Origin of the sequence: Bradyrhizobium sp. (genome assembly GCF_017881085.1) — a bacterium.
In the GTDB taxonomy this organism is placed as follows: domain Bacteria; phylum Pseudomonadota; class Alphaproteobacteria; order Rhizobiales; family Xanthobacteraceae; genus Bradyrhizobium.
Window position 1 is genome coordinate 1 of sequence record NZ_JADGRI010000019.1, and the last position, 22906, is coordinate 22906.

Sequence of the window (22906 nt, forward strand, 5' to 3'; positions counted from 1 at the left end):
CAATGGCTGGTTCATCTCTCCCGAGATCGCCTATGGCTTCCGCACCGGCATCGGCAACGGCTATGTGCTGACGCCGACGGCGCGGCTGCGCTATGTCGCGGGAATGTTCGACGGCTACTCGGAGACGGGTTCGGCGCAGGGCCTGTCGGTCGGCAGCCGCACGCTGCAGGATGTCGAGGAGCGCGCCGAACTCGATGTGTCGAGGACGACGACCTTCTTCGGCGGCGACCACAGCCTGAAGACCAACGTGCATGGCGGGGTGATCGCCCAGCAGCGCGTGGGTGACAGCACCATCAGCACCGTGTTGATCGGGCAGAACCTGTCCTTCGCGACGCCGGGCAAGGGCAGCACCGTCGGCGCCGTGGCCGGCGCCGGGTTCGACTATCACGTCCGCGCCAACGTCGCGGTGTTCGGCGCGGTCGAGGGCATCGCGATGTCGGACCAGAGCCGCATCGGCACCGCCAAGGGTGGCGTGCGGGTCGCGTTCTGACAATTGACCGGGCACGTTCGAAGGCTCAATCGGCGAATTGCTGCATCATGGTCGTAACTGCGATGCACCGTCCTTGCGCATTCCCTGGCAGTTCCATCCAGTTCGACGACAAGAGCCAACCGACCGCGGCGCAGTCGGCCGAAGAATTTCCACAAGGCGCATGATGGCTTCATTCTCCACGATGGCCACGCTGGTGGTCGAATCGTTCGCCGCAAACATGGGTGTGAAGGCCGAGGTTGCCGCGGACCAAAGCTACGGGTTCGCGTTTGCCAGGTCGGGGAGACTCTCGATCGTGCCCTCGGAGCATGGCGGGCGCGTCATTATTTGTCTCGAACGTGTTCCTTATCGTGTGGATGCTTCGCTGCAAATACGACTATTCAACCTGGCCGGGTTCGATCCGGCGAATGGCGTCATGATTCATGCCGGGATGGCGCCGGATGGAGCATACTGCATTCGAAGATGAGCTTTTGCCTTGTTCATTGTCCATCATCAAACTCCGCATCAATGCACCCACCAAATACAGACTTTGGAGAGTTGCAAGACAGGCTGCCGATATCATCACACCAAATATCAGCCCGAAGCCATGGTAGAGAAGAAGAGCCGCGGGTAAGAACGCGACGAACGGTGAAACAAGCAGGATCGCCACCGCTCGGAAGCAGATAAACCCGATTGCAAGCCCTGACGAAGCGCTCGCGCAGAATAGAAGAGAGATCATCACGATGAATACCTCGTCATGACAGAAGCACTTCGCAGCCGGCCGGCTTGAAATACGAGGGCCGCGCGAACCTCCTCTGTAGGTCATTGGTTTGTTGATGCCCGAGACGGGCCATACCGCGATATGACTGCATTCACGCCGGCTTGCGTCCACCAATCGGTCTATGCTGGAGCATTTTTGCTGCCGCAGCGACGATATCGCTATGCTTGTATCTGCAGGGTTTTCGGAGGGCTCGACTTCGCCGCTGAAGGCTGCTTGCAGGCGCATTCAGACAAAGAAGTGCCACCTAGACGTGCCTGCCTTGAGACAAGGAGGACGCGGACCAATTAAGGTTAATACGAGAGGCAATCATTGACCCCTTCATCCGCCTCTTGTCGCCCGATCGACGGCGCGTCGCGTCCCTGGCCTGAGTCAACTCACGCTTTGCCAATGAGGAACGCCTGAGCATGCGCTGATCGCGCCTGACGAAAGGTTGGCGGAAAAGACCTGTCGCCAGATAGCGATCGCATTGTTCGGCGAGCAACGCGTGGCCGAAGCGGGGGCGGGACAAGCCAGCGACATATCCGCTCAAGCGGCGAAATCCGCAGCGATGGCGCTCGGCATCATTGCGTGGGGACCTGGGCGGGTCTCAATCGATCACTGGATACGAGAGGCGGTGTTACGCCCTGTCGCTTGGCCCCGTTTGCGCTTCGTGAGAGGCGAAGCAGCTCCGGCTGCGACAATATCGCTAACATCGAGCCGCAGTCCCTGGGCGCGCAGCTAAAGCTTCTGTCGAGGCGCGGGACGGCGCGGGAATTCTAGCACTGAATACTGGGCCGGCTGAAAACAGACTGCGTCTCTGACGCTCTATTTTCTATTTCGCCTTCTTGAGCACCTCAAAGATCTCCCCGCTGGTTAAGAGGGCGATCTCGGAGGCGGGCAGAGGCTTCTGACATTCGGACAGCGGATTGAGCCAGAAATTGGAGTGCGGCAACATTTCGAACAGGTTGCGGGCGACGGCGCCGAGACAGGTTTCAGGCTCCTTGACGTAATCGGAAATCCGGGCCTTCGAGGTGAAGGCCGGGTGCCACTTCAGGCCCTGGAAATCGACGGTCGCGACGTTGATCTTCTCCTGGTACTTCAGCGACCGGCGGCGGCCGGGGGTCATGGGCGCTTCCGGGGTCAAAAGGTAGATCTCGGTTTCCAGCAGCGCTTGATAGAACGCCGGCGCGACGCCGGGATCCTTGGACGCGGCCTGCATCAGGGCTTCGAGACTGTTTTGCGGTTCAAACACGGCGATCCTTTCACGGCATTCGTTGATGGTCGAAGATCTCACAGTAGCGTCAGTCCTGGTTCTCCCGAAGCGCGCGATAGATCATGTTGCGCGAGACGCCGAGGCGGCGCGCAGTCTTGCTGATGTTGTTGCCGGACTCGGCGTAAGCGGTCAGCAGATGGGCGCGCTGCAGATCGCGCAGGTCGCTCTTCAGTCCACCGCTGGCCGATCCGCCGCCGGACAATCGCTTGCTGCGGGGATGTCCGACGATCGCTTCCACTGCGGCCTCGCCGATCAGGCCGCCCTGTTCATTCAGCGACAACCGGGACAGCACGTTGCGTAGTTCCCGGATATTGCCGTCCCAATCCAGTTCGGCTAGCCGATCGATCGCGCCCTGGGTCAGGCCGGCTGAGGGGTCGATCTTGGCCATGAGATGCCGCGCGATGTCGGCGAAGTCGGACCGCTCGCGCAGCGGCGGCAATGTCACCTCAAGGGTGTTGAGGCGAAACAGCAGGTCGGATCGAAAGCGGCCCCTGGCAATCGACTCGTCGAGATTGGCGTTGGTGGCGGACACCAGGAGAACATCGACCTGGCGTTTGCTGCCGCCGACCGGGCGCACCGTCCAATCGTCGAGGAAACGCAACAGGACGGCTTGCAGCGTCACCGGCATGTCGCCGATCTCGTCGAGGAACAGCGTGCCGCCATCGGCCTCCTTGAACAATCCCGCGGAGCCGCCCTTCTTGGCGCCGGTGAAGGCGCCCTCGGAATAGCCGAACAACTCGGCTTCGATCAGGCTTTCAGGAAGTGCCGCGCAGTTGACCGCGACAAACAGCCCCGCGCGGCGGCTGGCGGCGTGGGCGTGACGCGCCAATTGCTCTTTACCGGTTCCGGTTTCGCCGCGCACCAGGATCGGCATCTTGCGCGCCGCCGCGGTCTCGACCTGGCGCACGATGCCGGCGATCGTCAGGTCAGCCGAGACGAACTCCCGCGCAATCGCTTTCGGTGGCGCCGGGCGCGGTTTCGCCACCGCTTGCACCATCGGAAACTGCCGGGTGTTCTCGATCGTCGCGACGAACTGGCTGCCGACGTCGTCCTCGAGGCCCTGTCGCTCCTTGCGGCGGCCCTCATCGACAAAGCGACTGAATTCGGTGCGAAAGATATCGACGAAGCGCCGGCCGGGCGAGGCCGGCAGGCCGTGCAGCAACACGCGCGCGGCCCGGTTGGCGGCGAGGATCTTGCCGTCCTCATCGACGGCGAGTAGGCCCGCGCTCAGGGTGTGCAGATATTCGCCGCGATTGTGGAAAGCGATGAGGATATTGCCGCGATGATATTCGCGGAACAGGCCGTTCTCGATCTGGGTGGCCGCCATCGCGACCAGCGCCTGGGTGTGGGTCTGGCGCGACAGGCAATCCGACGAGGCGTCCAGAATGCCGGTCAACTCGCCGTCGGGCGCGAAGATCGGCGCCGCGACGCAGGTCAGGTTGTTGTAGCGCGGGAAGAAATGCTGATCGCCATGCACCGCGATGGGCCGCTTCAGATGCGCCGCGGTGCCGAGGCCGTTGGTGCCGCAGAACCGTTCGGTCCACACCGCGCCGGGCTGGATGCTGGCTGCGTCCGACGCGTCGCTGAAGCTTCGGTCGGTGATAATGTCGAGCAACAGGCCTTCGGCGCTGGCAAAGGCAACCATGAAATTCGAACCGGAGATCTGCTGATGCAGCGTGTGCATTTCCGCCAGCGCCAGACCGCGCACCAGCGAACAGCGCTGTTGCTCCTGCCGTAGCATCGCGGGGCTGACGAATTCCGGGGGCGGCGGCCGCCGCATGTCGAGGCCGAGCGAAATGCAGCGCATCCAGCTATCGTAGATATCGACCGACAAGAATCTGGTCGGCGGTGCGCCGCCCTGCTCAAGCGCCATCTGTGCATTTTCGACGCGCCGACTCGCAACCAACATGGACTGTCCTCCCTGACAGTTTTCGGCGGTTTCCTCGGGATCGTTGGCCGTTGACGGCTTCTCAGTGCAAACACTGTCTCACAACTTCGGGTGAATTGCGACGACTTCAAAACGTCTCTCAGCGCTCCCAACTGTTCCGTCGCGGAACACTAACGTATCCAGGTCTGGTCCGATGCGGATCGGAAAACTCCGCGCGCAACATCGATAATCTCTTGTAGCGCAAGCCGTTAACTCATTGGCACGGCTCTTGCTGTCCTTCTTATTCAATCGATCACGCGACACGACAAAAACGAAAAATTGTTCAGGGAGTGAAACGCTGATGAAAGCCGCAGTTTTGCATGCGTTCGACGAGAAACTGACGGCAAAGGAATTTGTCAAATACGAAGATGTGGCGGATCCGAAGATCACGCGACCCTCGGATGTGATCGTGCGGATCGGCGGAGCGGGCGTCTGCCGCACCGACCTGCATATCGTCGAAGGCATCTGGCGTAGCAAGGTCGATGTCAAGCTGCCGTATATCATGGGGCATGAGAACGCCGGCTGGGTCGAGGCGATCGGGCCGGGCGTCGAAGGCATCAAGGTCGGCGACAGCGTCATTTGCCATCCGCTGGTGACCAGCGGGCATTGCCTGGCGTGCCGGCGCGGCAACGATATGCACGCGCTCGACAGCACCTTTCCCGGCATCAACGCGAATGGCGGCTACGCGCAATATCTGCTGACCGGGCAGCGCTCGCTGATCAAGCTGCCGAAGACGTTGGCGCCGAAGGATGTCGCGCCCTACACCGATGCCGGTCTCACCGCCTACCGCGCTGCGAAAAAAGCCTCCCGCCATCTGTTGCCCGGCCAATATGTCGCGGTGATCGGCGCCGGCGGTCTCGGCCATATCGGCATTCAGGTTCTCGCCGCCTTGTGCGCCGCGGAAATCATTGTGATCGATCGGGACGACAAGTCACTCGAACTCGCCAAGACTTGCGGTGCGCATCACCTGGTGAAGGCCGACGGCAACGAAGTGGAAGCCGTGCTGGCGAAGACCGGCGGCCGCGGCGCCGAAGCCGTGATCGATTTCGTCGGCGAGGGCGAGGCCGTCGCCCGGGGTTTGGCGATGACGGCGAACGACGGCTACTACTATGTCGTCGGCTACGGAGGCAAGATCGAGCTGCCGACCATCGACCTGATCACCTCGGAAAAGACCATCGTCGGCAATCTGGTCGGCACCTACGCCGAGCTGGTCGAGCTGATGGCGCTCGCGGATCGCGGCCTCGTCGATCTTCATACCAAGGAATACAAACTTAGCCAGGCCAACGATGCGTTGCACGATTTGCACCATGGACGCATCCATGGCCGCGCCGTGCTGATTCCATGACGACCAATTGCGAGCCGGTTCGCCTCTCTCCGGAATACTGCGTGGGCGCAATGACAATGAGGAATGATGACGGGGGTGAGCCTCCACTGACTGCAGAGCAGGCTGCCGAACGGCAGCGGGCTCGGGATCGGATGATCGCGCGGCACAAGCTGATCGAGGCGATGATCCGCAACAACGAGCTGCAACTGCGGAACGATAGCGCGCGTGGCGGCGCGGAAATCGAGATGCACTGCGCCTTGCGCGACAACGCGCTGCCGGGCGCCGGAGTCGAAGCCTTGTTGGAGATGGAACGCGCGACCGCGCGTTTCCAGGCGCTCCAGGTCGAGCACGAGCGCCTCGTCGCCGAGCGCGAATGGCTCAACGTGGCGCTTCTGGAATTCGAGAGCGGTCCATCGAGTGATGAACACAAGCGATCGGGGCATGCATGATGAGCAAGAGCGGAATACAGACTGCGGGAAGAGCTTCGCCTGGAAACGGCAGCGCGGCGCCGCCCGAGCGGATCGAATTGAGCGAAGAAGACAAATCGAAAGACGCCTTTTTCGTTCAGTTGGCCGGCATCGCCGAGGCGATGATCGGCAAGCATGGCAAGGACTTCGCCATGGGCACACTGGTCCTCACGGCGAGATTCATCGCCGAGGGCAAGCCTCTGACCAAGCCAGCCGCCGGAGACAGTTAGACACGACGGACGCTATCGAACCGGTCCGAACCGCAAGGTCGGAACAGAAGAGCAAGGAATCCGAACCGAACACCTCTTACGCGGGGCGGATTTGAAGAGTGCAGTGAACCAAGCGGTCGTTCGGCATTCACGGCAAGCAGTTAAGTCAAACTCAATGTTCAAGGGAGAAGGAAATGTCTGAGACTCTGACGCTGAACAAGATTGTGAGCCAGAAAGGCATCAGTACCGCGGAGGCCGCCAATCGGGTGTCCGATCTGGGCTGGACGCCGAGCTACGTTCAGGAAGCGATGACCTTCCCGACCGATTACAAGATTTCCAAGGTTCCGCGCGATCCCATGAAGCAGGTGCTGCGGTCCTACTTCCCGATGCAGGAAGAAAAGGACAACCGCGTCTACGGCGCGCTCGACGCGGCGCTCCGCGGCGACATGTTCCGCAACGTCGAACCGCGCTGGGTCGAATGGATGAAGCTGTTCCTGGCGATCATCCCGTTCCCGGAAATCTCCGCGGCCCGCTCGATGGCGATGGTCGGACGTCTGGCGCCCGGCGAAGAGCTGCGCACCGGCTTCACCATGCAGATGGTCGATGAATTCCGCCACTCTACGATTCAGATGAATCTGAAGAAGTGGTACATGGAAAACTATATCGACCCGGCCGGGTTCGACATCACGGAAGCCGCATTCGGCAAGTGCTACGCCACCACGATCGGGCGCCAGTTTGCCGAAGGCTTCCTGACCGGCGACGCCATCACCGCCGCCAACATCTATCTGACGGTGGTCGCCGAGACGGCCTTCACCAACACATTGTTCGTTGCTATGCCGTCGGAAGCTGCCCGTAACGGCGACTATGCGTTGCCGACCGTGTTCCTGTCGGTGCAATCGGATGAGTCTCGTCACATCGGCAACGGCCACTCGATGCTGATGGCGATGATCCACGATCCGTCGAACCATCAACTGCTCGAGCGCGATCTGAAATACGCGTTCTGGCAGAACCACGCGATCGTCGATGCCGCGATCGGAACCTTCATCGAATACGGCACCACCAATCGCGACAAGAACAAGGAGTCCTACGCCGAGCTCTGGCACCGCTGGATCTATGAAGATTACTATCGCACCTACATGCTGCCGCTCGAGAAATACGGCATCAAGATCCATCACGACGACGTCGCCGCCGCCTGGGATCGCATCGTCAAGAAGAACTACGTCCACAAGACCGCGCAGTTCTTCACGGTCGGCTGGTCGTTCAACTTCTGGCGCATCGAAGCCCAGACCGAGAAGGATTTCGAGTGGTTCGAGCACAAGTATCCGGGCTGGTACGCCGAGTTCGGCGATTTCTGGAAATGGCACGCCAAGCTCTCGGTCCCGGGCGAGAAGAACATCGCGTTCAACGGCGACGTCGGCTACGTCTATCCGCATCGCTGCTGGAGCTGCATGGTCCCCTGCCTGATCCGCGAGGACTTCTGCTGCGATGAGGTGGACGGCAAGATGTACACCTATTGCTCGGAAGGCTGCCGCTGGACCCATAAGGTGGCCTTCGCTGCCGAATACGAAGGCCGTGCCACTCCCGCCATGGGCCGCTTCAGCGGACGTCGTGAATGGGAAGAATGCTACCACGGCTGGGATCATGCCGACGCGATGGTGGATCTCGGATTCGTCCGCTCCGACGGCAAGACCCTGGTGCCGCAGCCCCATCTGCGCTTCGAGCAGAAGGATATGTGGACGCTCGACCACATCCGCGGCAACACGCTCGGCAGCCCGTTGCGGAGCTTCCGCGCCTTGAAAGCCGGCACCGAACGCGACGCCGCCATCGCGGAATATCGCAAGGGGTTCAAGATCAACCCCTGCAACTAAGCCTAATCGGGCGAGAGGGGGCCGCATAAGCGGTCCCCTCGATCCGCCAGCGTATCAACGCACGCTGCGTTGAGAATTGCTTCGTTTCGATGCAGGCCGGGAAGTATGTCAGAAGCCACACTCTACAAGGTACGGTTCGAGCCGGTCGGCATCGAGATGGATGTCGAGGAGGGGGAAACCGTTCTCGACGCCGCCTTCCGGCAGGGCATCGCCCTTATGCACGGCTGCAAGGAAGGCCAATGCGGCTCATGCAAGTCCAAGCTGATCAGCGGCGAAATCGAGTTGCTGAAGTACTCGACGTTCGCCTTGCCAGACTACGAGCGCGAGACCGAGCATATTCTGCTGTGCAAGACGCACGCCTACAGCGACATAGAAGTCGAATTGCTGAACTTCGACGAAGACCTGTTGTCCTACGCGATTGCAGTGAAGGAGTTCGGCGGCCGCCTGACCAAAGTCGTGCCGCTGACCCATGACATTCGGCTGCTCGAAGTCGAACTCGACAAGCCGTTGAAATTCTGGGCGGGCCAATATGTCGATTTGACGCTTGTCGACGCCGGTGTTACGCGGGCGTTTTCGATGGCCAATGCGCCGGTGAATGGAACGCATCTTTCGTTCATCATCAAGAAATACCCTGAGGGCTCATTCTCCTCGCAGCTTGACGGCTTGCAGCCAGGAACGACTCTGAAGGCAAAGGGGCCCTATGGGACCTGCTTCCGGCGTGAGGCGCGCAGCGGTCCAATGCTGCTGATCGGCGGCGGATCGGGGATGTCGCCACTGTGGTCGATGCTTTCCGACCACGTGCAGAGCGGCGAGCAGCGCCCGGTCCGGTTCTTCTATGGTGCGCGAACCCGCGCGGATTTGTTCATGCTCGACGAAATCGCCGCGATCGCAGCGGCACTGCCGGATTTCCAGTTCATCCCCGCCCTGTCGCACGCTACGGCTGATGACAACTGGGAGGGTGAGACCGGCTTCATTCATGAGGTCGTCCAGCGCCGTCTTCGCGCTGAGGCTTTAAGCGGTGTCATCGACGCTTATGCCTGCGGTCCGGTGCCGATGATCGACGCGGTCTTGCCGGTCTTGCAGATGAACAACGTTGAGCCCGATCATATCTATTTCGACAAGTTTACGCCAGCCACGCGGTGACGGCCCGATTGCCCCACCGCGCACAACAGACGTCAAGAACAATCGAGTGAAGACAACATCTCCAGGGAGGACAACATGAGCGTTACCCCACAGCAAGCGCATCAGTCCGGCGCCGCCGGCGCCGCGATATTTGCGGGTTCCGACAGCCGCAAGTACAACTACTTCGAACCCAAGGGTCGCAAGGCGAGCCACTACGAGGATATGACGGTCGATGTCCAGCCCGACCCGGAGCGTTATCTGCTCCAGGATTGGATCATTTCCTTCCCCGACGGTACGCCGACCTATTCCAAGACCTGGACGAAGGCGCTGAGCTCTAACTGGCATCAGTTCCGCGCGGTGGATCAGGAGTGGGAACGCACGCACTACCAGCGGCAGTCGACGATTTGCGGCATGGTGCAGGGCGTGATCGAAAACGCGCGCAAATCCGGCGCGCCGAAGCGCTTCGACAAGGCGTGGGTCAAGGTGTTGCAGGATCACCTCGGCGCCTACAAGCATGCCGAATTCGGGCTCGGCACCTCGCTGATGCAGGCGCAGCGTTACGGCTACACCCAGATGGTCAACAACGCGATTCTGACGAACTCGTCCTACAAGCTGCGCTTCTCCCAGGATCTGACGCTCTATCTCGCCGAGATCGGTCTCGATCTCGAAGGGTTCGATCATAACGCCGGCAAGAAGCATTGGCTCGAGGATCCGATCTGGCAGGGTACGCGAAAATCGATCGAAGCGATCATGGGCGCGACCGACTTCCTCGAACAGTATTTCGCGACCAATCTGGTGTTCGAGCCGCTGGTCGGCGAATTGTTCCGCAGCGGATTCATCATGCAGATGGCGGCGTCGCAGGGCGACTTCGCGACCCCGTCGGTGGTAGCCGCGGCAGAAGCGGACTACGAGCGCAACCTCGCCAACACCGTCGAGCTGATCCACATGCTGACGCATGACAAGGATCACGGCGTCCATAACAAGGGCCTGTTCAACGGCTGGATGGCCCATCACGGCGCCCTGGCCCACGAAGCCGCGGCCAATTTGCAGCCGATCTGGTCGCAGCCGCGCGTCAAGGTATCGAGCTTCACCGAGGCCCAGGCTCTGGCGAAGAACCGCATCGAGGCGATCTGCGCGCAAATCGGCCTCAAGACGCCGTGACACGCGCTGCGCTGAACCAAATCCGAAACCGGCGCAAGCCAGTCACCCATTCAGGAGAATGAAATGTCCGACGTACATGCGAATATCTTCAAATCGATGAAGGACATCCGGTTTGAAGACACGATATCCCACCAGTGCGGAGTCACCATGAACGATAGCGTCGAGGCTCGCGCCATCGCTGAAGTCATGGAGAAGAAGAAGGGCGTGACCGTCACCTACATGCCCGCGATGATCCGGATCGACGGCGAGGGCAAGCTGGAGTTCAAGATGAGCGAGATCAGCGAGGCCCTGGGCCGCGAGATGACGCCCTATATCTTCGAGATTTCGACGTCGACCCACTATGGCCGCATGGTCATGGTCGACGACGATACCGTGGTCTGCTTCGGCGATATGAACGAAGCGCTGGCCTACATCGAACACTGAAGCAAGCTGGGCCGGCGCGCGCCGGCCCGGCTTCTTGCGTTAAGTCATCGAACGATCAAAATTCAATATGCCCAACGTGGCGGGATAGGGAGAAGCGCGATGTACAGGACGGCATCCGGAGAAGACATCTTTGTGATCGACGGGCATACCCATTTCTGGGACGGCAGCCCCGCCAACCAGAAGAACATTCATGGCAAGCAGTTCATCGAATGCTTTTACGCCTACCATTCCAATCTCAGCCCGCCGGCGGAGAAATGGCCGTTGGAGAAGTTCGAGAAATACGACGCCAAGACCATGCACGACGATCTGTTTATCTACGGGTACGACGACATGGCGATTCTGCAGCCGACCTATCTGACCGATTTCTACAATAACGGCTTCAACACGACCGAGCGCAATTCGGCGTTGAAGAAGAGTCATCCCGAGCGCTTCATCCTCAATGGCGCGTTTGATCCGCGCGACGGCAACAAGGGCCTCGAAGAGCTCCACGCCAAGGCCGAGAAGTACAAATTGCAGGGCGTCAAGCTCTACACCGCGGAATGGCGCGGCGAATCAAAAGGCTACCGACTCGACGACAAGAAGACCTACAAATTCCTCGAGGCGGCGCAGAAGCTTGGGATCAAGAACATCCATGTGCACAAGGGCCCGACGATCATCCCGCTGAACAAGGACGCCTTCGACGTCGGGGATGTCGATGACGTCGCGACTGCTTTCCAGGATCTCAACTTCATCGTGGAACATTGCGGCCTGCCGCGGCTCGACGATTTCTGCTGGATCGCCACCCAGGAGACCAACGTCTATGCCGGTATCGCTGTGGCGCTCCCGTTCATCCATTCGCGGCCGGCATATTTCGCGCATGTGATGGCGGAGCTGTTGTTTTGGATCGGCCCCGACAAGATCCTGTACGGTAGCGATTACGGTATCTGGACGCCGAAGTGGCTGATCGACAAGTTCATGGAGTTCGAAATTCCGGAGGAGATGACCAAAGAAACCGGCTCCGTCCTCACCCTCGAGAACAAGAAGAAGATCCTCGGCCTCAATGCCGCGCGCATCTACAATGTCGATATCGAGGCGCAGAAGAACAAGATCGGCGCGACGGGCGGCTATGCCCATCTCAGCGCCGCTCGCGCAGCGGAGTAGCCAGCATGACGGCCGAGACAATCGCCGATCGCAAGGCCGAAGTCTGGGCCCGGTTGCAAACAGTAACCGACCCTGAACTCGACGAGCCGGTCACTGACCTCGAATTCGTCACCCGGGCCGATGTTGACGCCGAGAACCGCGTCCACATCGAGTTCCGGCTGCCGACCTATTGGTGCGCCGCCAACTTCTCGTTTCTGATGGCGGACGACATGCGCATGGCAGTGAAGGAGCTGCCATGGGTCAGCGCTGTCAACGTCACGCTTGGCGAGCATATGTATGCCGACAAGATCAATGCCGGGCTGGCGCAGGGCCTCTCCTTCCAGGAGACGTTCGGCGTCGAGGCCGACGGCGATCTCGACGATTTGCGGCGCACGTTCCTGGTCAAGGCATTCCAGCGCCGGCAGGCCGCGTTGCTCGCTTATCTGATCGCGGCGGGCTATCCGGCCGCGGCGTTGGTCGAGCTGACGCTCGGCCAACTTACCGCGGTGAAATTCGACGAGGCGGGCGGGAAGCTGCTCGCGCGCTATCTGGAGCGGCGTCCGGTGGTCGCCGGGGTGGCCGAAACCTTGGCGTTCATCGACGCCGACGGCGATCCGCTGCAGACCGAGACGTTGCCGACCTACGTTCGCGCGCTGCGGCGCGTTGACGTCAACGCGGAATTCAACAGTGCATTGTGCCGCGGTCTGCTGCATGCCCGCTTCGATACCGCAACGCCGCTCACGCCCCGGCGCGCCGGACAATCTGCCGAACTGCCCAAAGTATCCGCGTAGCGCGTGCAACAAGAAGGAAGACGACGATGGCAAAGATGATGCTACATGATTCCCAGGCGCGCGAAGCCCTGGGGCGCGGCGTCGCAAAGCTGGCGAAAGCCGTCAGCGGCACGCTTGGCCCGAAGGGCATGAATGCGGTGATGGACCGGCCGATAGGCACGCCGATCGTCTCGCGCGACGGCGTCAGCATCGCCAGCGAAATCGAACTGGAGTGCCCGTTCGAGAATATGGGCGCCCAGGTGCTGCGCGAGGTCTCGAAGCAAACCAACGAAGTTGCGGGCGACGGCACCACCACTGCCACCGTGCTGGCGAATTTCCTGGTGCAGGATGGGCTCGCTCTCTTGGCGGCCGGCGCCAATCCGGTCGAACTGGTCGAGGGACTCGAACTGGCGGTGGAAGAGACCATCAACGCGCTGAAGCGGTCCGCCAAGAGCGTCGATGGCGCCAAAGGCATTCGCGCTATCGCCACCATCGCGGTCAATGACGCCAGGCTCGGCGAGATGGTGGCCGAGGCGTTCGAGCGCGCCGGCAATCATGGCATCGTCGCCGTCGAGTTCGGGTCGACCGTCGAAACCACGCTGGAGGTGGTCGAGGGCATGGCGTTCGAGCGCGGCTATCTCTCGCACCACATGGTCACCGATGTCGAGCGCATGCAGGTGGTGCTCGACGAGCCGTACATTCTGATGACGGATCACAAGATCCTGACGATCGACGAGTTGAACGGCGTGTTCGCGCTGATCGAAAGGAGCGGCCGGCCGCTTCTGATCATCGCCGAGGAAGTGGCGCCGCCGGTGATCATGATGCTGCTGTCGCGGCGTGAGAAAAGCAACTTCAAGGTCGCCGCGATTCATCCGCCGGAATACGGCCATTGGCGCAAGGCGATGCTGGAAGACATTGCCGTTGCCACCGGCGGCCGGGTGATCTCCCGGGATCTTGGCGGCACCGTCGAGCGGGCCGGTCTCGAGGATCTCGGCTCCGCGCGCCAGGTGCGGATCTCATCGTCGAAGACCTTGATCACCGCGGGCCACGGCAAGCCCAAGGTGATCGAGGCCCGGCGCGAGCAGGTGTCCCGGCAATACGACGCCGCGCCGGAAAACATCGAGCGCGACAAATTCCTGGAGCGACTCGCCAAATTGTCCGGCGGCACTGCGATGATTCTTGCGGGTGGCGCTACGCCGGTCGAGCAGAAGCGGCGCGCGCAATTGATCGAGGATTCGATCAACGCCACCCGCGCGGCGATCGAAGAGGGCGTCGTGCCAGGCGGCGGCGTGGCGCTGATCCGGATGGCGCCGGAGCTTGACGGGCTGATCAAGCGCCTGAAGGGCAGCGCCAGGCAGGGTGCCGAATTGGTGCAGCGCTCGCTCAGCCAGCCGCTCGCCTGCATCGTCGCCAATTGCGGTCGCGACAGCACCGCCGCCGTCGAGAAAGTTGTCAAAGCCAGCAATGGCTACGGCTTCGACGCCCGCACCGGCACGACAGTCGATATGATCAAGGCTGGCATCATCGATCCGGTGAAGGTCAGCTACTGCGCGATGCGCAATGCCGGTTCAGTCGCGGCATTGATCCTGACCACGCAGACGCTGATCGCCAAGAAGCCGGACAATTACGATCCGACCTCGGGGCCGGCGCTGGGCGGGGGCGCCGAGTTGCTTTGATTGGTCATCGCTGCCTGATCCGGAGATTTCCGGAGCGATCCTGACGCGATCGCGATCGGTGGTTCAGGCGGCGGCCGTCATCGGGGCGTCGTTTGTCCGAGCGCGCGATAGACGGTGTTTCGCGAGACGCCGAGGCGTCGCGCGGTTTCGCTGACGTTGCCGCGAGTTTCTGCATGGACCGTCCGGATGCTGGCGAGCTGGATCTCCTGCAACGAACAGAGTTTTGGGTGCGTGACCTGACCGATCTGGACCGCCACTCCGGACTGGTCGAGCAGGCAGTCGGAGCAGGCGAGGGTGTGGCGCGCCAGGATATTGCGCAACTCGCGAATGTTGCCGGGCCAGGGCCGCGCCGCGAGATCGGCCATGGTCTGCGATGCGATTTCACAAGTGGGATCAATGCCATCGAGCAGATGCTGCACGATGGCTTCGAAGTCGGCGCGCTCACGCAGTCGCGGCAGCGTCACTTCGAGCGTGTTGAGGCGGTACAGCAGGTCTGCGCGGAATCGCCCCGCTGCGATCGCCTTGTCGAGCGCGGCGTTGGTCGCCGAGACCAGGAAGATATCGACCTTGGTTCTGGCCCCGCCGATTGGGCGCACGGTCCAGTCGTCCAGCAGACGCAGCAGCACGGCTTGCAGCGCGATCGGCATGTCGCCGATCTCATCAAGGAACAGGGTGCCGCGATCCGCCTCCTTCACCAGCCCGATCGCGCCGCCGCGTCGGGCCCCGGTGAATGCGCCGTCGACATAGCCGAACAGTTCGGCCTCGATCAGGCTTTCGGGAAGCGCGGCGCAATTGACTGGGACGAAGGCGCCGGTCCGCCCGCTGGCGGCATGGGCGTGACGGGCCAATTGTTCCTTGCCGGTGCCGGTTTCGCCTCGGATCAGGATCGGCATCCTGCGGGCGGCGGCGGTCTCGACCCGGCGCACGATCGCCTGCACGGTCGGATCGGACGCGACGAAACCAATGGGGGACGATCGCGGCTGAACAGGATCCCGCCGCGCCGGCTCCGTCGCACGCGAATCTTGAGGCTTGGGTCGGGCGGAATGCTCAGGTTGGGGTGATCGCGACGTCAGGTCTCTCGCAGCGGGCGCCGAATCCGCAGGTTGCCGCGTTTCGTGCGCCGATCCCAGCTTCGCAACGCCGCGATCGGCGCTTGCCGCGCGTCGCGGGGCGTGAAGCGCGATGATCGCGCCGATCCCGGCGCTTTCGCTGATGACGAAATCGAAGCTCGCATTCGGCAGCAATTCTTTCAGCCGGCCCGGCCACTCGTCGAAGCCCAGCGTCTTCAAGAAGCGGGTCGGCGGCTCGTCGCCGGCGTCGCGGCGGTTGCCGCGGATCGCTTTCAGCGCCTGTTCGCTGGCATGCAGGATGGTGCCGCGACGGTCCACCAACACGCAATCATCATTCGCCCAGATCGACCTCTTGGCGATGAAGTGGTGCAGCAGCATCTCGTGATCCTGCTTGATCGAGCGTGCCAGCACGCTTTCCACATGCTGGCCGACCGAAACCGCCAGAGCGAGACTCTGCGGATTGAACGTGTTCGCGGGTCCGGAAATATCCACCACGCCGAGCAACTCGCCGTCGGTGGGATCGTAAACCGGAACCGCTGCGCAGGTCCATCGCTGCACCTGCGAGCAGAAATGCTCCGCGCCGTGGATCTGAACCGGCTTCGATTCAGCCATCGCGGTCCCGATCGCATTGGTGCCGATATCGGCTTCGCTCCATCGCCCGCCGTGCTCGAGATGAACCGTCCGCCCGGCCTCGATCACCCTGGCGTCGCCCTGGGTATCGATGATCAGTCCGGAAGGATCGGTGAGGATCATGATCGAATTCGCGTCGCTCAGGAAGGTTCGCGAACTCTCGAGCGCGGGCCGGGCGGCATGCCGCAGCGCCGCGTGCTTGGAGCGGTGGCGAAACAGTTCCGCATCCGCGACCAGCGGCGCCATCGCCCGATCGACGGTGACGCGGTGGTCCTTCGATCTCTGCCAGGAGTTCGCCACCGACGGTCTGAGATCGGTCGGCAACGCGCCGCGCTCGACGAATGTCTCCCACGCGGCCCGCACGTCTCGCTGGTTCATGCCCGATCCTCTGACGCCACGACGTCCAAGACCTGAAGTGCAACAGGCCTTGGGATCAATCACCTGAATTTGGGCTGGTTGTCGCGACCACCGTTGGCATGACGCAAGTTCCAAACTCATCAAGGCCCCACGAATGGGGAGGTCCTGGATCGAGTCTAGCGATTTGCCGACGCCTTCATGAGGGCATCGACGGCGTCATCCGACCAAACAATCCATCCCGCGTTTGCTTCCCAGATGTACACGCGGATCTTAGGTCCGCCTTCCACTTTAGTTTCCAGTCTACACGTGTTGACAGCGGGCGCAAAGAAGGAACCGACGGTGAAATTTGCTGCGTTCGAACTTGATCGATGCGTGCGAAACGTCGAGAACTAGCCTTGATCTGGAAGTAGCAACTCGATGTGCGTCGGCCGGCCTGGCAGGGATTTGTTGCAATTACAAATAGATCAAAGGTGCGATGGGTCATGTTATCGAAGAAAGTTTGCAGCGCACAATTCCAGAGCGCGGCCGCAAGCCGGCTTCCACGATTATGTCGCCAAGTTCGATCGCCCCGGCCTGATCGCGGCGCTGAAGGAACACCCAAGGCCATTTGAAGACGACACGCTAAGCTGGGTTTTGGCCTTTGCTGGGCCAGGTCTTTTCAGCCTGCTATTGATCATGTCTGGGATCAGCTGAAGCTCCCCGCGCCAGCGGCAAGTCCTTGCCGCGGAATAGTCCCGGGCAGAGCAGAGGCTGGCGCTGCTGAGGTTTGGTCCAGCGGGGCGATCGGGAAAGTCGTGGGAATTGGCAACTGCTCGGCATCGGCCGCGCTATCGAGCCGCTGTTCCTCGCGAGAATGCCGGACTTGGTCTGGGAATAGCACCCACTGCGAAGATATCGCCAACGTTGAGCCGCGGTCCCTGGGTACGCAGCTAAAGCTCTTGTCGACGCGCGCTACGGCGCGGGCATTCTGGCACTGATATGCAAGACTGGGCCGGCTGAGAATAAATGCAAATAATAGAGCGATCTGACGCGCCATTGAAAAGAAAGGAAAATGCTTTAGCTCTGGCGCTTCAGATCGTCCCTCGGACCAAAATCGATTGGACCGACAAGGTGATAAATTGGTTAGAAAACAACATGTTAGATCGGCGTTTTGCCATAGCACCCATGATGGACTGGACCGACAGGCATTGCCGCGTCTTCCATCGCCTGATGACGGCCCGGGCGCTGCTTTATACGGAGATGCTGACGACCGGGGCCATCCTGCGTGGCGACCGTGCGCGGCTGCTCGGCTTTGATCCGAGTGAACATCCCGTCGCGCTTCAGCTCGGCGGCTCCGATCCCTCCGATCTCGCGGCGGCCGCGAAGATCGGCGAGGATTTCGGCTATGACGAAATCAACCTCAATGTCGGCTGTCCGTCGGACCGGGTGAAGGACGGCCGCTTCGGCGCCTGCCTGATGGCCGAGCCGGCGCTGGTCGCCAGGGGCGTGCAGGCCATGAAGCAGGCGGTCGGCATTCCCGTCACCGTCAAATGCCGGATCGGCATCGACGATCAGGATCCGGAAACAGCGCTCGATGAACTGGCGCGATGCGTCGTCGCCGCCGGCGCCGATGCGCTGATCGTCCACGCTCGCAAGGCCTGGCTCAGTGGATTGTCGCCGAAGGAAAATCGCGACGTCCCCCCGCTCGATTATCACAGGGTTTATCGCCTCAAGGCCGCCATGCCGCATGTGCCTGTTATCATCAATGGCGGCATCGCCGGCCTCGCCGAAGCGAAGCAGCACCTCGGCCTTGTCGACGGCGTGATGCTGGGACGCGCGGCCTATCAGGAGCCGTGGCGATTGCTGTCGGTCGATCCCGAACTGTTCGGGGAGGCGGCACCTTTCACCACGATGAAGGACGTGTTCGAGGCCATGATGCCCTACATCGAGAGCCAGCTCGCGCAGGGCACGCGACTGCATTCAATCACGCGGCATTTCGTCGGCGCGTTTCACGGGGTGCCTGGGGCTCGCGCGTTCCGCCGCCATCTCGCCGAGAACGGCGTCAGGCCGGACGCCGGCGCGAACGTGTTGCGTGAGGCGATCGCGCTGGTCGAGCATCGCGCGGCGGCCCCGATCGCCGCGTAGGAGGCGGCGCCCTACGGATAGCCGTGCAGCATCAGCCGGTCGGCGTGCACTTCCCAGCTTTCCAGCCGGTCCAGGAAACTCATGCCGAGCAGATTGGTCTTCATCTGTCCGTGCGGCACCACCAGCGCCGGCACCGACCGTTCGACCAGCTTGCCGATGGCCAGGCGGTCGAGCGTCAGCCGGGCCGCCTTGGTGTGTCCGCCGGCGGTCTCGACGTCGACGTCATATTCGAGCAGCTCCAGCGGTAGCCCGGCGGCCTTGGCGGTCTCATAGGTCAGCACGACCGAGGTTGCGCCGGTATCGATCACCATCGGGGCCGTGACGCCGTTGATCCTGGCCTTGAGCGCGAACTCGCCGCCCTGTCCGCGGGCGATCTGCACCCCGCGGGTCGGCGCCCGCTTGCGCAGCATGTCCGCGACGGTGTCGCTGGCGCGCGCCACCTGTTCCGGATCCTTGTAGGCCACCACCGCGCCGGCGGTTGCCGCCAGCATCAACAGCACGAGCAGAACGCGACTCACAGCATGCCTCCCGCGCAAATATGTGTCAGCCGGTCTTTGGACGGGCCGTGATTTCGGGCGGCGCCAGCCCGGCATCGGCCATGCGTCCGGCGAGCTGCGCCATCACCGCCTGCCGCTCGGCGCTTTCCATCCGGTGCCAGCGCGCGATCTCCGGCAAGGTGCGGCCACAGCCGAAACAAAGGCTGGTTCTGGGATCGATCATACAGACTGCGATGCACGGCGTTTCTTTGCTCATTCTCGAATTGTGAAGCGTATTCGGTCGTCTTGCGCAAGCGCTCCCGTTACAAGCCGGTGCCGGCGCTCATGATCGGCTTGTGGCGGCTCCGGCGTTTCTCCTCGGGCAAACCGCTGCTTTCCGGCTGCAGCGGCGGAGCTTCTTCCGTCATCGGAGCGAGCGCGGACATCACGCGCTCCGGCGGGAAGGTCACGATGACCTCGGTGCCGATGCGCAGCTTCGACTTCAGCGTGAAGGTGCCGCCGTGCATGTCGATCAGGCTTTTTGCGATCGGCAATCCCAATCCCGCGCCCTGTTCGGCCGACTTGATCGAATTGGACCCCTGACCGAAGGAGGCTAGCACCACCGGGATCTCGTCCTCGGCGATTCCGGAGCCGGTATCCTTGACGCTGAGATATTGTCCACCCGACGCGGTCCATCCCACCTTCAGCCAGATCTCGCCGCCCTGCGGGGTGAACTTGATGGAGTTCGACAACAGGTTGAGCACGATCTGTCGGATCGCGCGCTCATCACCCCAGATGCGCGGCATGCCCTGCTCGAACACTTCATGGATGGTGAGGCCGCGGCTGGAGGCGCGCAGCTTCAACAGATGATGGCAGTCGGCGACCACATGCACCAGCGACACCGCTTCCTCGTTGAGCTCGTATCGTCCGGCCTCGATCCGCGACAGGTCGAGAATTTCGTTGATGAGGTTCAACAGATGCACGCCGGAATTATGAATATCGGCGGAATATTCCTTGTAGACGGGAACTGTATGTGCGCCGAAAATCTCGGCTTTCATCACCTCGGAGAATCCGAGGATCGCATTCAGCGGCGTGCGCAATTCGTGGCTCATCTGCGCCAGGAACCGCGACTTCGCGACGTTGGCCGCTTCCGCGCGATGGCGGGCCTCGTCCGATATCGCCTTGGCCTGCTCCAGTTCGCCGATCAGCGCGTCCTTTTCGGCCCGTGCCTCCAGCGTCGCCAGCGTCGTCGAATGCAGGCGATGGGCGAGCAGCGCGAAATAGCCTTCCGCCGCCAGCGCCAGCACCGCGAGCACGTAATTGTCGAAGGTGCCGCTCAGCACGAAATTCAGCGCGATCGCCACCGTCACCGGCGCGGTCGCCGCCAGCGCCGCGATCGGCAAATTGGCCGCGAGCATGCTCGATACCGCGATCACCAGCAGCATCAGGAACATCATCAGCGTGTTCGAGACCACGTCGAGGCCGGCGGGATGGACCAGGATCGCGGTCCAGCTCAGGCCGTACAAGAGATCGAGCAGGACAAACCGGGTTCGCCACTTGCGGGTCGCGACCAGCGAGGAAGATTCGGCGAGGAATCGCGCGCAATGGCGAATGATGACGGCGTGAACGCAGAGCATGCCGCAGGTCCAGGCCGCCGCCGAGATCGGCTGCATCCAGAACCCGAACAACAGGCCGGTGGCCACCACCAGCAGCATGACGACATAGGACGCCGAGATCCGAGTCTGGGCATATTGCCGGAGCAGTTCGCGGTCGAAGGCGGGGCGGGTTCCCGAGGTCGACGTTAACCGATCGCGGGCCTCGCGTACCCGCTGCGACGCCGCGCGGCGGTTACTTGCCGGCGCTGCGACGGGCGTTTCAACCGGAAGCTGGACAACTTCAGGCTTATCGGCGGGTTTACTCATCAAACAACACAAATCCTGCCCGCGAACGGCGCGGGCTTTTGCATTGTCTATCAGTGGCGCTAAATCCTTAAGAGCTGCCTTAAAGGACTAAAGAATTACCCTAACCGGAGGTTAAATTAACTCTGGGGCGGCCCCCGGCGTCAGCGCTCCAGGCGCGCGAGCAGGCTGGACGTATCCCAGCGCTTGCCGCCCATTTTCTCGACCTCCGAATAGAAATTGTCGACGAGCGCGGTGACGGGCAGGCTGGCGCCGTTGCGCCGCGCTTCGGCGAGGCAGATCGACAGATCCTTGCGCATCCATTCCACCGCAAAGCCGAAATCGAACTTGCCCTCGTTCATGGTCTTGTAGCGGTTTTCCATCTGCCAGGACTGGGCGGCGCCCTTCGAGATCGTGTCGATCACCGCCTGGACGTCGAGGCCCGCTTTCTTGGCGAAATGAATGCCTTCGGAAAGGCCCTCGACGAGGCCTGCGATGCAGATCTGGTTGACCATCTTGGTCAGTTGCCCGGAACCGGCCGGCCCGAGCAGCTTGCACATCCGGGCGTAGGCCGCGATGACCGGCTCGGCGCCCGCATAGGCGCCCTCGGTGCCGCCGCACATCACGGTCAGGACGCCGTTTTCAGCACCGGCCTGGCCGCCGGACACCGGCGCATCGACGAACTTGAAGCCTGCTTTGGCGGCCGCCGCATCGAGCTCGCGCGCGACCTCGGCGGACGCGGTGGTGTGATCGACGAAGGTCGCGCCCTTCATCATGCCGGCAAAGGCGCCATCGGCGCCGAGCGTGACCGCGCGCAGGTCATTGTCGTTGCCGACGCAGCACATCACGAAGTCTTGTCCCTCTGCGGCGGCCTTGGGCGTCGCCGCGGTCTTGCCGCCGAATTTCTCGGCCCATTGTTTGGCCTTGGCTCCCGTGCGGTTGAAAACCGTGACGTCGTGGCCACCTTTTTTCACCAGATGCCCCGCCATCGGAAAGCCCATAACGCCGAGACCAAGAAAAGCGACTTTAGCCATGTGTGTACCTTGGGGTTTCGCCGGCATTGATTGTGCCGGACCGTGTTCTGGAGGAGGGCGGCAGACTGGTCGGGTGGCCGAAACCGGTTCCGCTCAGGACGTGGAGCGGGCACAATAAACCCTGTGCCATGAAGGGCAACGCCTCCGTTTGGCGTGAGGTGCGGGTTTTGTGTTAAGATGAGCCGTATCAAGGACTTCAACAAAAAGGGAGTGACACCACATGAACATGAGCGTTGGCGTGCTCGACCATTTCAACATCCGGACCCGCAAGCTCGCGGACACCGTCCGGTTCTATGAGGATGTCCTGGGGCTGGAGAAGGGCGCCCGGCCGGATTTCGCTTTCCCCGGCGCCTGGATGTACTCGGAGGGCAAGGCGGTGGTGCATCTGGTCGATATCTCCAAGACCGACGAGCCGCAAAAGCCGGATTCCGGCGTCGTCCATCACGTCGCCTTCGTCAGCCAGGGATTTGCGGGCATGAAGAAGCGGCTGGAATCAAAGGGGATGCCGTTTGACGCGCGTCAGGTTCCGGGCGGCGATCTCTGGCAGATCTTCGTCAACGACCCCAACGGGGTCATGATCGAGCTGAACTACGAGGCTGCCAAGGAGCAGGGCGTATCGGCGCCGCTGGAGCGGGCGGATGACGTTGGAGCGAGGTAGCCTTTTGAGCGGGACCGCTCTATGGGTCGCATCCGGAAGTCCGAGCCTCGGTTCTGATGGGATTCAGAACCGAGGCTCTATATCCTTTATTTGA

The 22906-nt window shown here is 61.9% G+C and carries 21 protein-coding genes; 13 read left to right on the forward strand and 8 right to left on the reverse strand.

The features are described from left to right. A partial coding sequence (locus QZ213_RS03415; RefSeq protein ID WP_291684645.1) for an autotransporter outer membrane beta-barrel domain-containing protein occupies positions 1–490 on the forward strand: 490 nt, incomplete at its 5' end. Positions 491–863: 373 nt separating this feature from the next. Here the strand turns inward: QZ213_RS03415 and QZ213_RS03420 are convergent. The 3 genes from QZ213_RS03420 to QZ213_RS03430 form a co-directional block, all read right to left on the reverse strand. Then, positions 864–1472 (reverse strand): hypothetical protein, encoded by a 609-nt coding sequence (locus QZ213_RS03420; RefSeq protein ID WP_291684646.1) that lies wholly within the window; start codon positions 1470–1472, stop codon positions 864–866. A gap of 586 nt (positions 1473–2058) precedes the next feature. Then, entirely contained in the window at positions 2059–2478 is a 420-nt protein-coding gene (locus QZ213_RS03425) for an SseB family protein (RefSeq protein WP_291684647.1), read from the reverse strand. Positions 2479–2527: 49 nt separating this feature from the next. Next, positions 2528–4408 (reverse strand): sigma-54-dependent Fis family transcriptional regulator, encoded by a 1881-nt coding sequence (locus QZ213_RS03430; protein WP_291684648.1) that lies wholly within the window; start codon positions 4406–4408, stop codon positions 2528–2530. A gap of 319 nt (positions 4409–4727) precedes the next feature. Here QZ213_RS03430 and QZ213_RS03435 point away from each other — a divergent pair, with 319 nt between their 5' ends. From QZ213_RS03435 to QZ213_RS03480, 10 genes are all read left to right on the forward strand, one after another. After that, positions 4728–5771: an NAD(P)-dependent alcohol dehydrogenase gene (locus tag QZ213_RS03435; RefSeq protein WP_291684649.1), complete on the forward strand. Its 1044-nt coding sequence runs from the start codon at positions 4728–4730 to the stop codon at positions 5769–5771. Positions 5772–5902: 131 nt separating this feature from the next. After that, the gene (locus tag QZ213_RS03440; RefSeq protein WP_291684650.1) at positions 5903–6199 is read left to right on the forward strand and encodes a hypothetical protein; all 297 of its coding nucleotides are present in this window, start codon (positions 5903–5905) and stop codon (positions 6197–6199) included. Positions 6200–6276: 77 nt separating this feature from the next. Further along, the gene (locus QZ213_RS03445) at positions 6277–6447 is read left to right on the forward strand and encodes a hypothetical protein (protein ID WP_291684651.1); all 171 of its coding nucleotides are present in this window, start codon (positions 6277–6279) and stop codon (positions 6445–6447) included. Between the two features lie 173 nt (positions 6448–6620). Continuing rightward, entirely contained in the window at positions 6621–8294 is a 1674-nt protein-coding gene (locus QZ213_RS03450; RefSeq protein ID WP_291684652.1) for an aromatic/alkene/methane monooxygenase hydroxylase/oxygenase subunit alpha, read from the forward strand. Positions 8295–8399: 105 nt separating this feature from the next. After that, on the forward strand, positions 8400–9437 hold the full coding sequence (locus QZ213_RS03455; protein ID WP_291684653.1) for an FAD-binding oxidoreductase: 1038 nt from the start codon (positions 8400–8402) through the stop codon (positions 9435–9437). Positions 9438–9512: 75 nt separating this feature from the next. After that, a complete protein-coding gene (locus QZ213_RS03460; RefSeq protein WP_291684654.1) occupies positions 9513–10577 on the forward strand; it encodes an aromatic/alkene monooxygenase hydroxylase subunit beta in 1065 nt (354 codons plus the stop codon). 63 nt (positions 10578–10640) lie between these two features. Then, positions 10641–11000, forward strand: a complete 360-nt coding sequence (locus tag QZ213_RS03465; protein WP_291684655.1) for an MmoB/DmpM family protein — start codon at positions 10641–10643, stop codon at positions 10998–11000. Between the two features lie 99 nt (positions 11001–11099). Further along, positions 11100–12140 (forward strand): amidohydrolase family protein, encoded by a 1041-nt coding sequence (locus QZ213_RS03470; protein ID WP_291684656.1) that lies wholly within the window; start codon positions 11100–11102, stop codon positions 12138–12140. Between the two features lie 5 nt (positions 12141–12145). Beyond that, entirely contained in the window at positions 12146–12910 is a 765-nt protein-coding gene (locus QZ213_RS03475) for an iron-sulfur cluster assembly protein (protein ID WP_291684657.1), read from the forward strand. A gap of 26 nt (positions 12911–12936) precedes the next feature. Continuing rightward, the gene (locus tag QZ213_RS03480; protein ID WP_291684658.1) at positions 12937–14565 is read left to right on the forward strand and encodes a molecular chaperone GroEL; all 1629 of its coding nucleotides are present in this window, start codon (positions 12937–12939) and stop codon (positions 14563–14565) included. A 77-nt stretch (positions 14566–14642) separates the two neighbouring features. Here QZ213_RS03480 and QZ213_RS03485 read toward each other — a convergent pair whose 3' ends face one another. Continuing rightward, positions 14643–16643: a sigma-54-dependent Fis family transcriptional regulator gene (locus QZ213_RS03485; protein WP_291684659.1), complete on the reverse strand. Its 2001-nt coding sequence runs from the start codon at positions 16641–16643 to the stop codon at positions 14643–14645. A 1113-nt stretch (positions 16644–17756) separates the two neighbouring features. Here QZ213_RS03485 and dusA point away from each other — a divergent pair. Continuing rightward, positions 17757–18746: a tRNA dihydrouridine(20/20a) synthase DusA gene (gene dusA / locus QZ213_RS03490; protein WP_291684660.1), complete on the forward strand. Its 990-nt coding sequence runs from the start codon at positions 17757–17759 to the stop codon at positions 18744–18746. Positions 18747–18757: 11 nt separating this feature from the next. On the opposite strand, the gene QZ213_RS03495 is transcribed toward dusA, so the two are convergent. From QZ213_RS03495 to QZ213_RS03510, 4 genes are all read right to left on the reverse strand, one after another. Then, a complete protein-coding gene (locus tag QZ213_RS03495; RefSeq protein ID WP_291684661.1) occupies positions 18758–19264 on the reverse strand; it encodes a TIGR02281 family clan AA aspartic protease in 507 nt (168 codons plus the stop codon). A 25-nt stretch (positions 19265–19289) separates the two neighbouring features. Beyond that, entirely contained in the window at positions 19290–19499 is a 210-nt protein-coding gene (locus QZ213_RS03500; RefSeq protein ID WP_291684662.1) for a DUF1289 domain-containing protein, read from the reverse strand. 46 nt (positions 19500–19545) lie between these two features. Further along, positions 19546–21144 carry a HAMP domain-containing sensor histidine kinase gene (locus QZ213_RS03505; protein WP_291684663.1) on the reverse strand — a complete coding sequence of 533 codons (1599 nt, stop codon included), beginning with the start codon at positions 21142–21144 and terminating at the stop codon, positions 19546–19548. Positions 21145–21284: 140 nt separating this feature from the next. Continuing rightward, positions 21285–22154 carry an NAD(P)-dependent oxidoreductase gene (locus QZ213_RS03510; protein WP_291684664.1) on the reverse strand — a complete coding sequence of 290 codons (870 nt, stop codon included), beginning with the start codon at positions 22152–22154 and terminating at the stop codon, positions 21285–21287. 220 nt (positions 22155–22374) lie between these two features. Between QZ213_RS03510 and QZ213_RS03515 the strand changes: the two genes are divergently transcribed. Then, positions 22375–22812, forward strand: a complete 438-nt coding sequence (locus QZ213_RS03515; protein WP_291684665.1) for a VOC family protein — start codon at positions 22375–22377, stop codon at positions 22810–22812. Positions 22813–22906 lie beyond the last annotated feature (94 nt).

Excerpts from the sequence above, each read along its gene's own strand:
- QZ213_RS03500 (WP_291684662.1), bottom strand. The coding sequence starts at position 19,499 with ATGAGCAAAGAAACGCCGTGCATCGCAGTCTGTATGATCGATCCCAGA.
- QZ213_RS03465 (WP_291684655.1), top strand. The coding sequence starts at position 10,641 with ATGTCCGACGTACATGCGAATATCTTCAAATCGATGAAGGACATCCGG.
- QZ213_RS03430 (WP_291684648.1), bottom strand. The coding sequence starts at position 4,408 with ATGTTGGTTGCGAGTCGGCGCGTCGAAAATGCACAGATGGCGCTTGAG.
- QZ213_RS03455 (WP_291684653.1), top strand. The coding sequence starts at position 8,400 with ATGTCAGAAGCCACACTCTACAAGGTACGGTTCGAGCCGGTCGGCATC.
- QZ213_RS03505 (WP_291684663.1), bottom strand. The coding sequence starts at position 21,144 with ATGAGTAAACCCGCCGATAAGCCTGAAGTTGTCCAGCTTCCGGTTGAA.
- dusA (WP_291684660.1), top strand. The coding sequence starts at position 17,757 with ATGTTAGATCGGCGTTTTGCCATAGCACCCATGATGGACTGGACCGAC.
- QZ213_RS03485 (WP_291684659.1), bottom strand. The coding sequence starts at position 16,643 with ATGAACCAGCGAGACGTGCGGGCCGCGTGGGAGACATTCGTCGAGCGC.
- QZ213_RS03515 (WP_291684665.1), top strand. The coding sequence starts at position 22,375 with ATGAACATGAGCGTTGGCGTGCTCGACCATTTCAACATCCGGACCCGC.
- QZ213_RS03440 (WP_291684650.1), top strand. The coding sequence starts at position 5,903 with ATGATCGCGCGGCACAAGCTGATCGAGGCGATGATCCGCAACAACGAG.
- QZ213_RS03420 (WP_291684646.1), bottom strand. The coding sequence starts at position 1,472 with ATGCGCCTGCAAGCAGCCTTCAGCGGCGAAGTCGAGCCCTCCGAAAAC.
- QZ213_RS03470 (WP_291684656.1), top strand. The coding sequence starts at position 11,100 with ATGTACAGGACGGCATCCGGAGAAGACATCTTTGTGATCGACGGGCAT.
- QZ213_RS03475 (WP_291684657.1), top strand. The coding sequence starts at position 12,146 with ATGACGGCCGAGACAATCGCCGATCGCAAGGCCGAAGTCTGGGCCCGG.
- QZ213_RS03435 (WP_291684649.1), top strand. The coding sequence starts at position 4,728 with ATGAAAGCCGCAGTTTTGCATGCGTTCGACGAGAAACTGACGGCAAAG.
- QZ213_RS03450 (WP_291684652.1), top strand. The coding sequence starts at position 6,621 with ATGTCTGAGACTCTGACGCTGAACAAGATTGTGAGCCAGAAAGGCATC.
- QZ213_RS03460 (WP_291684654.1), top strand. The coding sequence starts at position 9,513 with ATGAGCGTTACCCCACAGCAAGCGCATCAGTCCGGCGCCGCCGGCGCC.
- QZ213_RS03480 (WP_291684658.1), top strand. The coding sequence starts at position 12,937 with ATGGCAAAGATGATGCTACATGATTCCCAGGCGCGCGAAGCCCTGGGG.
- QZ213_RS03510 (WP_291684664.1), bottom strand. The coding sequence starts at position 22,154 with ATGGCTAAAGTCGCTTTTCTTGGTCTCGGCGTTATGGGCTTTCCGATG.